At 70.3% G+C, this 13823-nt stretch carries 12 protein-coding genes; 5 read left to right on the top strand and 7 right to left on the bottom strand.

Annotation, left to right across the window (positions count from 1 at the left end; genetic code table 11):
- Positions 1–142: 142 nt before the first annotated feature.
- Genes ACZ6ZP_RS25040 through ACZ6ZP_RS25020 form a run of 5 tightly spaced genes read right to left on the bottom strand, consistent with a single transcriptional unit; the run spans position 143 to position 6051 of the window.
- Positions 143–1201: a LacI family DNA-binding transcriptional regulator gene (locus tag ACZ6ZP_RS25040; protein WP_351169385.1), complete on the bottom strand. Its 1059-nt coding sequence runs from the start codon at positions 1199–1201 to the stop codon at positions 143–145.
- Positions 1189–2838, bottom strand: coding sequence for a glycoside hydrolase family 13 protein (locus tag ACZ6ZP_RS25035; protein WP_469408452.1), 1650 nt, complete (start codon positions 2836–2838; stop codon positions 1189–1191). The genes ACZ6ZP_RS25040 and ACZ6ZP_RS25035 overlap by 13 nt, the downstream gene beginning before the upstream one ends.
- Positions 2839–2884: 46 nt before the next feature.
- Positions 2885–3763: a sugar ABC transporter permease gene (locus ACZ6ZP_RS25030; protein ID WP_351169675.1), complete on the bottom strand. Its 879-nt coding sequence runs from the start codon at positions 3761–3763 to the stop codon at positions 2885–2887.
- A 5-nt stretch (positions 3764–3768) separates the two neighbouring features.
- Positions 3769–4779 carry a carbohydrate ABC transporter permease gene (locus ACZ6ZP_RS25025; protein WP_351169391.1) on the bottom strand — a complete coding sequence of 337 codons (1011 nt, stop codon included), beginning with the start codon at positions 4777–4779 and terminating at the stop codon, positions 3769–3771.
- Positions 4780–6051 carry an extracellular solute-binding protein gene (locus tag ACZ6ZP_RS25020; protein ID WP_351169394.1) on the bottom strand — a complete coding sequence of 424 codons (1272 nt, stop codon included), beginning with the start codon at positions 6049–6051 and terminating at the stop codon, positions 4780–4782.
- 333 nt (positions 6052–6384) lie between these two features.
- Between ACZ6ZP_RS25020 and ACZ6ZP_RS25015 the strand changes: the two genes are divergently transcribed.
- Positions 6385–7419, top strand: a complete 1035-nt coding sequence (locus tag ACZ6ZP_RS25015) for a LacI family DNA-binding transcriptional regulator (protein WP_351169397.1) — start codon at positions 6385–6387, stop codon at positions 7417–7419.
- On the opposite strand, the gene rfbB is transcribed toward ACZ6ZP_RS25015, so the two are convergent.
- The gene (gene rfbB, locus ACZ6ZP_RS25010) at positions 7416–8426 is read right to left on the bottom strand and encodes a dTDP-glucose 4,6-dehydratase (RefSeq protein ID WP_399981841.1); all 1011 of its coding nucleotides are present in this window, start codon (positions 8424–8426) and stop codon (positions 7416–7418) included. The genes ACZ6ZP_RS25015 and rfbB overlap by 4 nt on opposite strands.
- A gap of 47 nt (positions 8427–8473) precedes the next feature.
- Entirely contained in the window at positions 8474–9544 is a 1071-nt protein-coding gene (locus ACZ6ZP_RS25005) for a glucose-1-phosphate thymidylyltransferase (protein WP_351169402.1), read from the bottom strand.
- 255 nt (positions 9545–9799) lie between these two features.
- Here ACZ6ZP_RS25005 and ACZ6ZP_RS25000 point away from each other — a divergent pair, with 255 nt between their 5' ends.
- From ACZ6ZP_RS25000 to ACZ6ZP_RS24985, 4 genes are read left to right on the top strand one after another with little or no spacing between them, the layout of a single operon-like run.
- The gene (locus ACZ6ZP_RS25000) at positions 9800–11092 is read left to right on the top strand and encodes an aspartate aminotransferase family protein (protein ID WP_469408450.1); all 1293 of its coding nucleotides are present in this window, start codon (positions 9800–9802) and stop codon (positions 11090–11092) included.
- Complete coding sequence (locus ACZ6ZP_RS24995) at positions 11089–12186, top strand: ABC transporter ATP-binding protein (RefSeq protein ID WP_383825984.1); 1098 nt, start codon at positions 11089–11091, stop codon at positions 12184–12186. Before ACZ6ZP_RS25000 ends, ACZ6ZP_RS24995 begins: the two co-directional genes overlap by 4 nt.
- Entirely contained in the window at positions 12183–12998 is an 816-nt protein-coding gene (locus ACZ6ZP_RS24990) for an ABC transporter permease (protein ID WP_351169411.1), read from the top strand. The genes ACZ6ZP_RS24995 and ACZ6ZP_RS24990 overlap by 4 nt, the downstream gene beginning before the upstream one ends.
- Positions 12995–13816 (top strand): ABC transporter permease, encoded by an 822-nt coding sequence (locus ACZ6ZP_RS24985; RefSeq protein ID WP_361467446.1) that lies wholly within the window; start codon positions 12995–12997, stop codon positions 13814–13816. Before ACZ6ZP_RS24990 ends, ACZ6ZP_RS24985 begins: the two co-directional genes overlap by 4 nt.
- Positions 13817–13823 lie beyond the last annotated feature (7 nt).

Here is a 13823-nt window from a genome sequence, read left to right as displayed (position 1 = left end):
GCGCCCGGCCGTTCGGACCGGAGGCATGAGACGGGGAGGCCCCGGAGCCACATCGTGACCCCGCTGCCCCGACCGGGCCGGCGCCGGGGACCTCCCTCTCAGCACCGACCCCGCCGTGCAGGCGCGGGCTCTCAGCGCGGCGTCAGCGTCGCGGCTGTGCCGTCGACCCGCGCACCACGAGCTCGGGCTGGAAGACGAACTCCGTCTGCTGCACGGGGTTTCCGTGTATTTCCTCGAGCAGGGCGCCCACCGCGGCGCTCGCCATCGCCTGGACCGGCTGGCGCACCGTCGTCAGCGGCGGGTCCGTGAACGCGATCAGGGGCGAGTCGTCGAAACCGACCACGGAGACGTCACCGGGCACCGAAAGACCGCGTTCGCGAGCCGCACGGACGGCGCCGAGCGCCATCATGTCGCTGCCGCAGACCATCGCCGTGCACCCCCGGTCGAGCAGAGCGCTCGCCGCCGCGTGGCCGCCCTCCACCGTGAACAGCGTGCGCTGCACGAGCCCTTCGGCCTCCCCCTGTTCCAGGCCGAGCAGACCGTGCAGCGCCGCCGTGAACCCCTCCGCCTTGCGCAGCGAGGGGACGTACCGCGTCGGGCCGATGGCCAGACCGATCCGTTCGTGCCCCAGGTCGACCAGGTGCCGCACCGCCATCCGCGCGGCCGCGCGGTCGTCGGGCGAGACGAAGGACACCGGGATGTGCTCGTTGTATCCGTTGATCAGGACGAACGGCACACCGCGGGCGTGCAGTTCGAGGTACCGGGTGGGGTCGGCCGTCGTGTCGGCGTGCAGCCCGGAGAGGAAGACGATGCCGCTGACCCGGCGCTCCTCCAACTGCTCGACCAGCTCGTCCTCGCTCGCCCCGTCCGGCATCTGCGTGCACAGCATCGGTGTGTAGCCGTGCCCGGACAGGACCTGCTCGACGACCTGCGCGAAGGCGGGGAAGATCGGGTTGCTGAGCTCGGGGATGACCAGGCCGACCAGACCGGCGCTGTGCCGCTTGAGCCGCATCGGACGTTCGTAGCCGAGCACGTCAAGGGCGGCGAGCACCCGGCGCCGGGTGCCGGCAGCGACCCCCGGCTTGCCGTTGAGCACCCGGCTCGCGGTGGCCTCGCTGACGTCGGCCTGGGCCGCGATGTCCGCGAGCCGCGGGGCGCCCCGGTCGGCGTCCCGCGGCAGGGAAAGGGTCACACCGCCCACCAGACGGTGGTGTCGGCGGGCAGCTGGACCTTGCCGTCCACCGTCTCCACCTCGGCGTTGGCCAGCAGGATCCGGCCGGGGGCCGGGATCCGCACGCTCTCGCCGGTGGTGTTCGCGGTGCAGACGAAGCCCTCGCGACGGAAGGCGAGGACCCCCTCGGGAGCCTCCAGCCACTCCAGCGAGTCCCCCGCGCCGAGCCCGGGCTGCTCCCGGCGTACGGCCAGAGCGCTGCGGTACATCTCCAGGGTCGACGCGGGGTCGCCCAACTGCGCCTCGACGCTGAGCCCGCCCCAGCCTTCGGGCTGCGGAAGCCAGCTGCCGCCCGCGCCGAATCCGTGGCTGGAGCCTTCGACGGTCCACGGGATGGGCACGCGGCACCCGTCCCGGAATCCGTCCTGGCCGTTCGCCCGGATGAACGACGGGTCCTGGCGCACCTCGTCCGGCAGGTCGGTGACGTCCGGCAGGCCCAGCTCCTCGCCCTGGTAGACGTAGGCGGAACCCGGCAGCGCCAGCATCAGCAGCGTCGCGGCACGAGCGCGGCGCAGTCCGAGCGCGCGGTCCCCCGCGGTGCGCAGCTGGGTGCCGAGCCCGGGCGGGTTGGCGAACCGCGTGGCGTGGCGGGTGACGTCATGGTTGGAGAGCACCCAGGTGGCCGGGGCGCCGACGGGCCGCATCGCGGCCAGCGAGACGTCGATGACCTCGCGCAGCTCGGCCGCGTCCCAATGGGTGCCCAGGTACTGGAAGTTGAAGGCCTGGTGCATCTCGTCCGGGCGCACATAGGCCGCCGCACGCTCGACGGTGGGGGTCCATGCCTCGGCGACGAGGATCCTCTCGCCCGCGTACTCGGTGAGGACCTTGCGCCAGCTGCGGTAGATCTCGTGCACGCCGTCCTGGTCGAAGAACGGCATGACGTCGTTGCCGAGCAGCTTGAGCTGGTCCTTGCGGCCGATGTCGGGCAGCCCCTCGGCCTTGACCAGACCGTGGGCGACGTCGACACGGAAGCCGTCGACGCCCATGTCGAGCCAGAAGCGCAGGATCGAGCGGAACTCGTCGTGCACCGCCGGGTGTTCCCAGTTGAAGTCCGGCTGCTCGGGCGCGAACAGGTGGAGGTACCACTCGCCGTCCGAGACCCGGGTCCAGGCGGGCCCGCCGAAGACGGACTCCCAGTCGTTGGGCGGGAGTTCACCGTTCTCGCCCCGGCCGGGGCGGAAGTGGTAGCGCTCACGAAGAGGCGAGCCCTGGCCCTCGCGCAGGGCGCGCTGGAACCAGTCGTGCCGGTCGGAGGAGTGGTTGGGCACCAGGTCGACGATGATGCGCAGGCCCAGGTCGTGAGCCTCGCGCAGCAGCGCGTCGGCGTCGAGCAGGGTGCCGAACATCGGGTCGATCGCGCGGTAGTCGGCGACGTCATAGCCGGCGTCGGCCTGCGGTGACGAGTAGAAGGGGCTGAGCCAGACGGCGTCGACGCCGAGGTCCCTGAGGTAGGGAAGGCGGGCGCGGATGCCGTCCAGGTCGCCCATTCCGTCACCGTTGCCGTCGGCGAAGCTGCGCGGATAGACCTGGTAGATCACCGCGCCACGCCACCAGTCCGTGTGGGTGCCGGAGGCGGGGGCTGCAGGGGCAGCGAGATGCTGGGTCATGTCTTCCCTGAGATCGAGAGGTCGAGTGCGGGGGGGGTGGGGCGCGTCAGGACTTCGTGGCACCGGCCGTGAGGCCCGAGACGAGGTGGCGCTGCACGAAGCCGAAGATCACCGCGGCGGGCACCGCCACGATCACGGCCGCGGCCGTCAACGAACCCCAGTCGCTGGTGTACTGATTGACGAAGGTCTGCAGACCGCCCGCCAGGGTGAGGTTCTCCTCGCCGGTCATGAAGGCGGAGGCGTAGGCGACCTCGGCCCAGCCGGTGATGAAGCTGTAGAAGCCGGTGACGGCGAGACCTGGCTTGGCCAGCGGCACGATGAGCCGCCAGAAGGTGCCGAACGGGTTGAGCCCGTCCACTCGCCCGGCTTCGTCGATCTCCACCGGGATGGTGTCGAAGTACCCCTTCATCATCCAGGCGCAGAACGGCACGGCGATCGTCAGATACGTGACGACCAGACCGATGGGCTGGTTCAGCAGGCCCAGGCTGGCGAGGAGGTTGTAGAGCGGCACGATGAGCACCGCGACGGGGAACATCTGGGTGATCAGCAGCAGCCACATCAGCGGCCGCATGCCGGGGAACCTGAAGCGGCTGACGGCGTAGCCGGTGGTCGCGGAGATGAAGACGCCGATGACCGTGGTCAGGCCCACCACGAGCAGGGAGTTGCCGACCCAGCTCACGAACTCGGTGTCGTTGACGACGTGATCGTAGTTGCCGAGCGTGAAGTCCTTGACCAGGGCGGTGGAGAACGCCTCGCTCGTCGGCTTGAACGAGGTGATCAGCAGCCACAGCGGTGGGAGGACCGCGACGGCGGAGGCGATCAGCAGGGTCGCGTGGAGCGCGACCGAGGCCAGCGGCCCGCGTTCGCCGCGCTCCCTGACCTTGGCCTGGGGCCGGCTCGGGGACGAGGTCTTCTCGTCGGTCACGGTGGTCACCACACTTCTCCCTGCTTGCGGAGCGCGCGGCGGTAGACCACCGCGAAGAGCGAAAGGAGCAGCAGGATGATGACGCCCCAGGCCGCGGACCCCGCGAAGTCGCGCGGGCTCACGACGAACGAGAGCCGGTAGGCGTACGTCACCAGGATCTCGGTGGCGTCACCCGGACCGCCCCGGGTGAGCAGGAAGATCACCGGGAACATGTTGAAGGTCCAGATGCTGCTGATGAGGATCACGGTGCTGCTGACGGTCCGCAGACCCGGCAGTGTGATGTGCCGGAAGCGCTGCCAGGCGTTCGCGCCGTCCATCTCCGCGGCTTCGTACAGCTCGCCGGGGATGGACTGGAGCCCGCCGAGCATGGCGACCAGCATGAACGGGACGCCGAGCCAGACATTGACCGTGATCACCGAGAGCTTGGCCCAGGTGGGGTCGTTGAGCCACGGGATCGCGTCGATGCCGCCGCCGGCGAGGATCTTGTTGAGGATGCCGTTCTTCTCGTTGAAGAGCAGGCGCCAGGTGAACACCGAGACGAAGGCCGGCACCGCCCACGGCAGGATCAGCGCCATGCGGTAGAAGGAGCGCCCCGCCAGCTTGCGGTTGAGCATGTTCGCCAGGACCAGGCCGAGGGCGAAGGAGAGCGCGACGCAGGAGACGGTCCAGATGATGGTCCAGGTCAGCCGGTCCCAGAAGACGCCGTCGGAGAGGACGGCGGTGTAGTTGTCCAGGCCGACGGACTTGTAGGTCGCGGGGATGTGGTTGACGCCGATGGTGCGCTCGACGTTCGCCTCGTTGGCGTCGGTCGTCGACAGGTACAGACCCCGCACCAGCGGGTATCCGATGATCACGCCGATCACGGCCACCACGGGGGCGACCATGCTCCAGGCGTACCAGTGGGTGGACAGCGACCTGCGCAGGCGTCCGGGTGTCTTGCCGGCCGGCCGGCCGCGGCCGTGGACGCGCTGGGCGTCCACGGCCTTGGCCACCGACTGGCTGCTGTCAACAGCCATTTACTTGTAGTCCTTCAGCAGCTTGCGGTAGGCGTCGCCGACACCCTTCGCCCCGTCCTCGGGCGAGGTCTTGCCGCTGAGCACCTTGCCCATGTTCAGGCGGATCGGCTCGAACAGTGCGTTGGCCTCCGGGATCCACGGCCGCTCCACGGACTTGTCCACGGCCGGCTTGAAGAACTGCACCATCTGGTTGTCCTTGACGGACTTCACCTCGTACACCGAGGTACGGGTGGGCAGCAGGCTCAGCTTCTCGGTGGTCTGCTGCTGCACCTTGGCCGAACTCATGTACTTGATGAACTCGTAGCTCGCGTCGAGGTTCTTGGAGCCGGCGTAGGCCGCGAGGTTCCAGCCGCCCTGCGGGGAGGCCTGGCGGTCGCTGCCGCCGGGCACCGGGGCGATGCCGAGGTTGTCCTTGTCGCTCTTGAACTCCTTGCCCTGCATGGCGCCCTCGATGGACCAGGGTCCGTCGATCGCCATGGCGACGTCGCCGTCCTTGAAGGAGTTCAGCTGGTTGTTGTAGCCGTCACTGGCGTCCGTGGTGGCGGCCTTGGAGTCGACCAGATCCTTCATGACCTCGAAGCCCGCGGCGCCCGAGGGGTCGTCGACGGTGATCTTCTTGTTCTTGGTGTCGAGGAGGTCGCCGCCCTCGCCGTACAGGTACGGGAGGTAGTAGTACGGGTCGTCGCCGCGGAGGTAGAGACCGGTCTTGCCGGACTTCGACTTGATCTTCTTCGCGGCGGTCTTGACCTCGTCGAAGGTCTTGGGCGCCTCGACACCGGCCTCCTTGAGCATCTTCTTGTTGTAGAAGAGCGCCAAGGTGTCGATGGTCTGCGGGGCGGCGTAGGTCTTGCCCTTGAACTTGGTGCTGGCCGCGGCCTGCGGGAGGTAGTCGTCCGCCTTGTCCAGGGCGGGGGTGCCCTCCAGCGGGGCGAGGTAGCCGAGGTTGGCGAAGTCCGCGACCCAGGCGACCTCGGTACGCATCACGTCGGGGGCGCCGGAGTTTCCGCCCGCCGCGTTCTTGAACTTGGCGTTGGCCTCGCCGAACGCGACGCTCACGTAGTTGACCTTGACGTCCGGGTGGAGCTTCTCGAAGCCCTTGGCCAGCTCCTTGTAGGTCCCCTTCTCGGCATCGTTCGAGGTGTCCCAGAAAGTGACGGTTCCGGAGAGCTTGCCCGAACCCTTCTTGCCACTGTCACCGTCGTCGCCACCGCATGCTGTTGCCGTCAAAGCCAGGGTGGCGACCAGCGCGGTGGCCGCAATGCCACGTCGCATGTGAACTCCTTCAACTGATCCCGGAACAAGGGGGAGGCGAAGCCCCAGCGGGGCTGCCACCTACGAGCCGCACTCGACGCGGCGCCGGGTTGCCAGGGAACGTAACAGGATTGAAAAGCGCCCGAAAGACCTTGCGAGAAATTTCTGCAAGGTCTGCTGATCGTTACCCCTGTGTGTCCTTACGGTTGCCCTTGCTGCGCTTGACAGGCCCCTGAGGTGGCGTCTGTGTGCCGGGACGTGCCACTGGGCCCCGCAAGAACCGGGCATCACCGGAGTTTCTGCAAGTCTTTCCAGCTGGTGGGCAATCCGGCCGATCACCGGTACAGTCCCTGCATGACCGCACGGCTCGTCGACATCGCAGCGCAGGCGGGGGTGAGCGAAGCCACCGTCAGCCGTGTACTCAACGGCAAGCCCGGTGTAGCTGCGGCCACCCGCGAATCCGTCCTGGCCGCCCTGGACATGCTCGGCTTCGAGCGTCCCTCCCGGCTGCGGCAGCGCAGCAGCGCCGGACTGATCGGCCTGATCACGCCCGAGCTGGACAACCCGATCTTCCCCGCGCTGGCCCAGGTCATCGCCCAGGCCCTGACCCGCCAGGGCTACACGCCGGTCCTTGCCACCCAGACGCCGGGCGGCTCCACCGAGGACGAGCTCACCGACATGCTGGTGGACCGCAGCGTCTCCGGGATCATCTTCGTCTCCGGTCTGCACGCCGACACCACCGCCGACATGGAGCGCTACGAACTGCTGCGCGGCAAGGGCGTGCCCTTCGTCCTCGTCAACGGCTTCTCGGCCAAGGTGAAGGCCCCCTTCGTCTCCACGGACGACCGGGCCGCGGCCCGCCTCGCCGTCACCCACCTCGCCTCGCTGGGCCACACGCGCATCGGGCTCGCGGTGGGCCCCAAGCGCTTCGTGCCCGTCCTGCGCAAGATCGAGGGCTTCCAGATCGGAATGCGCGAGCGCCTCGGGATGTCGACCGCGGACTCCGAGGAGTTGATCGAGCACTCCCTGTACTCGCTGGAGGGCGGCCAGGCCGCGGCGGGCACGCTGATCGGCCGGGGCTGCACCGCGATCGTGTGCGCCAGCGACATGATGGCGCTCGGTGCCGTCCGGGCCGCCCGGGAACGCGGCCTGGAGGTACCGGGTGACATCTCGGTGGTCGGCTACGACGACTCCCCGCTCATCGCGTTCACCGATCCCCCGCTGACCACCATCCGCCAGCCGGTCCAGGCGATGGGCCAGGCCGCGGTCCGCACCCTCCTCGAGGAGATCGGCGGGACCCCGGCCCCGCACAACGAATTCGTCTTCATGCCGGAACTGGTGGTCCGGGAATCGACCGCCTCCGGCCGGCAGGAGCGGCGCTCGGCCTAAGGCCGGCGGCCCTGGGCCGGGGCAGACAGCAGCGGCTGCCACCAGGCGCGGTTGCCGCGGTACCACCGCGCGGTCTCGGCCAGCGCCGCGCCGAAGTCGGCGGCCGGGCGGTAGCCCAGCTCGGTGCTGATCTTCGTGTGGTCCACCGCGTAGCGGCGGTCGTGTCCCTTGCGGTCCGTGACGTGGGCGATGCGCGCCGGGTCCGCGCCGCACAGGGCGAGCAGCCGGTGGGTCAGCTCCAGGTTCGTCAGGGAGGTGCCGCCTCCGATGTTGTAGATCTCGCCGGCCCGCCCCGCGGTGCGCACCAGTTCCAGGCCGCGCACGTGGTCCTGCGTGTGCAGCCAGTCCCGCACCTGGAGTCCGTCGCCGTAGACCGGAACGCTCTCCCCGCGCAGCAGGGCGGTCAGGAAGCGCGGGATGAGTTTCTCCGGGTGCTGATGGGGGCCGAAGTTGTTGGAGCAGCGGGTGACGCGGACGTCGAGGCCGTGGGTGCGGTGGTGGGCGAGGGCGATCAGGTCGGCGGCGGCCTTCGACGCCGCGTAGGGGGAGTTGGGGGCCAGCGGGGATTCCTCGGTGGCGGCTCCGTGCGGGAGCGAGCCGTACACCTCGTCGGTGGAGACCTGGAGGAAGGTGCGCACCCCGCGCCGGAGCGCGGCGTCGAGCAGTGTCTGGGTGCCGAGCACGTTGGTGCGGGTGAAGTCGGACGCGGCCTCGATGGAGCGGTCCACGTGGGACTCCGCCGCGAAGTGCACGATCTGCCCGTGGTCGGCGGCCAGGGCGTCGACCAGGTCGGCGTCGCAGACACTGCCGCGGACGAAGGTGTAGCCGGGATGGCCGTGCACCGCTCGCAGGCGTTCGAGACTGCCGGCGTAGGTGAGGCTGTCCAGGACGGTCACCGCGCCCGCGCCGTCGGCGAGGTCCTTCGGGCCGTCGGGGCCGAGCAGGGTGCGGACGTAGGCGGAGCCGATGAAGCCGGCGCCGCCGGTGACGAGAATGCGTGTGTTCATGCGGTCAGCTCACAGGTGAGAGCGCCGGATGCGCCGGCGGACGAGGATCACGGGGTCAGCTGCACCCGGCTGTGGTCGCCGATGACCAGCCGGTGGGCCCCGGGCAGCCGGGGCGCGGGAGACACGACGGCGCCGCGGCCGATGAGGGACGCCTCGATGCGGGACGCGCCCTCGACGCTCGCGCCGCGCAGCAGCACGGAGTGCGCGATGGCGCTGTCCTCGATCCGGCAGTCCTCGGCCACGGACGTGTAGGGGCCGATGCTGGAGTTGTTGACGACGGTGCCCGCGCCGATCACCACGGGCCCGACGACGCGGGAGCCGCGGACGACGGCGCCCTCGGCCACGCGTACCCGGCCGACGAGAGTGCTGTCCGCGTCGACCTTGCCGTCGATGCGGCCCGGCAGGCCGTCGAGCACCTGCCGGTTGACCTCCAGGAGGTCCTCGACGCTGCCGGTGTCCCGCCACGGCTGCACGGTGGTCTCGGCCGCCACGTACAGCCCCCGCTCGATCATCCACTGCACGGCGTCGGTGATCTCCAGCTCGCCGCGGGCGGAGGGCCGGATCGCCCGTACCGCCTCGTGGACCGCCGGGCCGAAGGCGTACACGCCGATGAGGGCGAGGTCGCTGCGCGGCCGTTCCGGCTTCTCCTCCAGGCGCAGCACACGGCCGCTCCCGTCGAGTTCGGCGACGCCGAAGGACGTGGGGTCCGCGACCGCCGCGAGCAGCAGGCGGGCCGCCGCTCCGGGATGGTCCGAGGCTCGCTCCAGGAATCCGGTGAGGCCTTCCTGGAGGTAGTTGTCGCCCAGGTAGAGCAGGAAGTCGTCGTCGCCGAGGAACTCCCGGGCGATCAGCACCGCGTGGGCAAGGCCCAGCGGCTGCTCCTGGTGCAGATAGGTGACCCGCAGCCCGAAGGCCGCGCCGTCGGCCACGGCCTCGCGGATCTCCGCGCCGTGCCGGCCGACGACGATCGCGACGTCCTGGACGCCGGCGGCGGCGATGGCTTCCAGGCCGTGGAAGAGCACGGGTTTGTTGGCGATGGGCAGCAGTTGCTTGGCGCCGGTGAAGGTGAAGGGCCACAGCCTGCTGCCCGTTCCACCCGCCAGGACAAGAGCCTTCAAGGAAGCCGTCCGTCCAGCGGGGTGGAAAGGGGATGTGCTCTCACGGGTCCCTCCTCGTACTCGAAGCTCGAAGCGGTCCCCCGACTCAAGCAGAGCGCGCCACACCGTCGCAAGACGTGGCTGAAATTTTCTGAAAACTCTTGCCAGGACCACGGCTGCTTTGTTTGACTCGCTCCGCATCGCCGGTCCCGCCGTTCAACTGCGGTTCCGCACGGCGCAGTTGGCACGCGGTTCGGACAACGACTGGGGGCAGCAGTGACAGGTCACCGGCAGCGCGCGCAGCTGGACAGGGAGGCCCTGCACCTGGCGCCAGGCGCCTCCGAGGAGACCGCCGTCGGCGGGCGCGTCTTCGCGCACGGCCAAGGGGCCGTGCTGACGGACCTCGACGGAAACGAATACATCGACTTCGCCGCCGGCACCCTCACCCAGTCGCTCGGCCACTGCCACCCGGAGGTCGTCGAGGCCCTCACCGCCCAGGCCGCCCGGCTGTGGAACGTGCACGACGCCGCGACCGAGGATCGCGACGAACTCCTGTCGCTGCTGGCCCGGTTGCTGCCGGAGCACCTCGACACCTACGCGTTCTTCTCCACCGGCGCCGAGGCCGTCGAGGCCGCGCTGCGCGTGGTGCAGGCGACCGCCCCGCCGGGACGCAACCGGATCGGGGCGCTGCGCCACGGCTTCCACGGCAAGACGATGGGCGCCCGGATGCTGGTGCACTGGGACATCGGCCACCAGGCCTTCGCCGGGAACAGCGTCCTTGGCTACTCCCCCAACTGCTACCGCTGCCCCCTCGATCTGGAGTACCCCTCGTGCGGGGTGCGTTGCGCCGCACTGGTCCGCAAGCACATCGCCGAGAAGCCGAACGTCTCCGCACTCGTCTTCGAACCGGTGCTCGGCGCCGCCGGAGTGATCGTCCCGCCGCCCGGCTACTGGGAGCAGATCGCGGAGGCCTGCGCGGCCAACGGGGTGCTGCTCGTCGCCGACGAGGTGCTGACCGGCGGCGGACGCACCGGGGCCTTCCTCGCCTCCGATCTCCTCGGTGTCGAGGCGGACTTGGTGGTCCTGTCCAAGGGCATGGCCAACGGCTTCCCCTTCGCGGTACTCGCCGGACGCGCCGAGCTGCTGCGCTCTCCGGCCGCCGCGAGCGCCGGCTCGTACGCCTCCACCTACGCGAGCAACCCCCTCGGCATCGCCGCCGCCCGCGCCACGCTCACCGTCATCGAACGCGACCGCCTTGCCGAACGCGCCAAGCGACTGGGCGAGTTGCTCGGCGAGCGGCTCCGCGCCCTGCACGCGCGCTTCGAACACCTCGGTGACGTCCGCGGGCTCGGGCTGCTGTACGGGCTGGAGTTCGTCACCGACCGGCACAGCCGCACCCCCGCGCCCGAGATCGCCCGCGCGGTGTACACCACCGCCCTCGACCAAGGCCTGCGCACCGCGATGGGCGGCCACATCCTGCGCCTCGCCCCGCCGTTCACGCTGGACGAGGCGCTCCTGGACGAAGGCGTCCGGATCCTGGAGAAGGCCATCGAGCAGGTGACGGCGTGAGCGGTGCCCCCCGCACGGACGCCGCACGGCACGTGATCGTCGCGGAGAACCTGACCAAGGAATTCCGTGTCGCCGAACGCAAGCCCGGCCTCCTCGGCTCCCTCGCCACCCTCTTCACCCGCGAACACCGGATCGTCCGCGCCGTGGACGGGGTCTCCTTCGCGATTCCCGCCGGGGCCAAGACCGCCTACATCGGCGCCAACGGAGCCGGGAAGTCCACCACCATCAAAATGCTCACCGGCATCATGACGCCCACTTCCGGGCGCTGCCTGGTCGCCGGGATCGAGCCCTACCGCAAGCGGCAGCTCAACGCCCGCTCCATCGGGGTCGTCTTCGGACAGCGCAGCCAGCTGTGGTGGGACCTCTCGGTGCCCGACTCCTTCCGCATCCTGCGCCGCATCTACGACATCCCCGAGCCGGTCTACCGCCGCAACCTCGCGCTCTACCGGGAGCTCCTGGACATCGACGCCCTGGGCACCACACCCGTACGGCAGTTGAGCCTCGGGCAGCGGATGCGCGCGGAGATCGCGGCGAGCCTGCTGCACGATCCGGCCGTCGTCTTCTGGGACGAGCCGACCATCGGCCTCGACATGGTCCTCAAGGAGGCGGTGCGGGTCCTGGTCAACCGCGCCAACCACGAGCTGGGCACCACCGTGGTGCTCACCAGCCACGACATCGGCGACATCGCGGCGATCTGCGACAGCGCGCTGGTCGTGGACCGCGGCCGGGTGGTCCACCAGGGCTCCATCCACGACCTGCTGCGCACCGCCGACCGGCGCTGCGTCACCTTCGACCACCGCGACCCGCTGCCCGCCCGCGCCGCCCTCGATCTGATCGAACGGGGCCTGCCCGGGGTGCGGGCGAGCGAGGACGGCGGCGGGCGGATCCGGGTCGACTACCCGGCCGGCCTCTTCACCTCCCGGCAGGTGCTCGCCTTCCTCCTGGAGCGCTTCGACCTCACGGACTGCTACGCCCCCGAGCCGGACCTGGAGGACGTGCTGCGCCGGATCTACGGGCGCGGCGACAAGGCCCAGGAACAAGCAGACGCCGAAGGCACGGCGCGTGCCCTCAGCGGCGGGAGCGGTGTGCGATGAACACGGCCTCGCGGGTCCGCCGCTATCTGCCGTTCGCCACCGGCGGTCTCCAGTCGCTGCTCCAGTACCGCTCGATGTTCCTCGTCACCGGGGTGACCGCGGCGGCGGGCGCCGCCGTCACCGTCTTCCTGTGGCGGGCGGTGTACGCGGACGCGGACGGCGTCGGGCCCGGCGGCTTCACCTCGGCCGGCATCACCACATACTTGCTGGTCGCGCAGGTGCTCCAGGTGCTGCACGCCAACCGCGTCGACGACGAGGTGGCCGCCGAGGTCTACCGCGGCGACGTCGCGGTGATGCTGGTGCGCCCCGTCAGCTATCCGCTGATGCGCTTCGCCGCCTGCCTGCCGGTGGTCGCCGCCAACGGTCTGCTGGTGGGCGTGCCCGTCCTGCTCCTGTTCTCGCTCCTGGTGCCGATGGCCGCCCCGCGCCCCCAGGACGCCGCGCTGTTCGCCCTCTCCACCGTCCTGTCGGTGCTCATCGCCTTCTGCGTGAACCTGCTGACCGGCATGACCGGATTCCTCACCACCAACACCTGGGGTGTGCGGATGGTCAAGCAGAGCGTGGTCGCCTTCTTCGCCGGGCAGCTCGTGCCGATCGCGCTGATGCCCGGGCCGCTGGCCGCCGTCGCCCTGGCGCTGCCCTTCCGGGGGATGGTCGACGGGCCGCTGACGCTGCTGCTCGGGCGGTACGAGGGCGTGGCCGGGGCGGCGGGCGTGCTGGCCCAGCAGCTGGGCTGGACCATCGCCCTCGCCGTGCTCTGCGCGGCGCTGTGGCGCGCCGCCATCGGCCGTCTCGAGGTGCTCGGCGGATGAGAGTGCCACCCGGCGGACCCGCGCACACGGCCCTGCGGTACCTGCGCCTGTCCTGGTTCCTCGGCGGCGTGGGCCTGCACCGGCTCGCCGCCTACCGCCTGGACTTCGTGCTCGGCGCCGGGGCGTTCCTGGTGCGGGTCGGCGTCCAGACGGCGGTGGTGGGCCTGGTGTTCCGCCAGGTGCCCGCGGTGGGCGGCTGGTCGTACCACCAGGTGCTGTTCCTGCTCGGCTTCTCGCTGCTGCCGCGCGGCCTGGACCACCTCTTCACCGACCAGCTGTGGGAGCTGGGCCGCAAGCTGGTGCAGCGCGGCGAGTTCTACCGCTATCTGATCCGGCCGGTGAACCCGCTCTTCTCGCTCCTGTCCGAGCGCTTCTTCCACCCCGACGGTCTGGGCGAATTGATCGTCGGCGCGGTCCTCGTGACCTGGGCGGGTTCCGAGCTCGACCTGGACCCGACCGCCACCCAGTGGGCGCTCGCCCCGCTCCTCGTGCTGTGCGGGGCACTGATCCACACCGCGGTGAAGCTCTTCTTCGCCTCGCTGTCCTTCTGGACCGTGACCAGCCTGCCCGCCATGTACGCGGCCAACCAGGTGTCGGAGTTCGTCGGCTACCCGCTGGACATCTACCACTCCTCGCTGCGCGCGCTGCTGACCTGGGTGCTGCCCTTCGCCTTCACCTCCTACGTACCGGCCGCCTATCTGCTGACCGGCGATCCGGGCCTGCTGGTGTGGCTGCCCGTGGTGACGGCCACAGCCGTCCTGCTCGCCCTCGCCGTGTGGCGGCGCGGCATCAACAGATTCGACATGACCGGGAGTTGAGACGCCG

Source organism: Streptomyces sp. NPDC054047, from assembly GCF_055585065.1.
Note: the sequence above shows the minus strand (reverse complement) of the source record. Positions and strands in the feature narration are given on the sequence as shown.

Coding starts and splice junctions, on each gene's coding strand:
- ACZ6ZP_RS25020 (WP_351169394.1), bottom strand. CDS start 6,051: ATGCGACGTGGCATTGCGGCCACCGCGCTGGTCGCCACCCTGGCTTTG.
- ACZ6ZP_RS25025 (WP_351169391.1), bottom strand. CDS start 4,779: ATGGCTGTTGACAGCAGCCAGTCGGTGGCCAAGGCCGTGGACGCCCAG.
- ACZ6ZP_RS24990 (WP_351169411.1), top strand. CDS start 12,183: ATGAACACGGCCTCGCGGGTCCGCCGCTATCTGCCGTTCGCCACCGGC.
- ACZ6ZP_RS24985 (WP_361467446.1), top strand. CDS start 12,995: ATGAGAGTGCCACCCGGCGGACCCGCGCACACGGCCCTGCGGTACCTG.
- ACZ6ZP_RS25035 (WP_469408452.1), bottom strand. CDS start 2,838: ATGACCCAGCATCTCGCTGCCCCTGCAGCCCCCGCCTCCGGCACCCAC.
- rfbB (WP_399981841.1), bottom strand. CDS start 8,426: ATGAACACACGCATTCTCGTCACCGGCGGCGCCGGCTTCATCGGCTCC.
- ACZ6ZP_RS25015 (WP_351169397.1), top strand. CDS start 6,385: ATGACCGCACGGCTCGTCGACATCGCAGCGCAGGCGGGGGTGAGCGAA.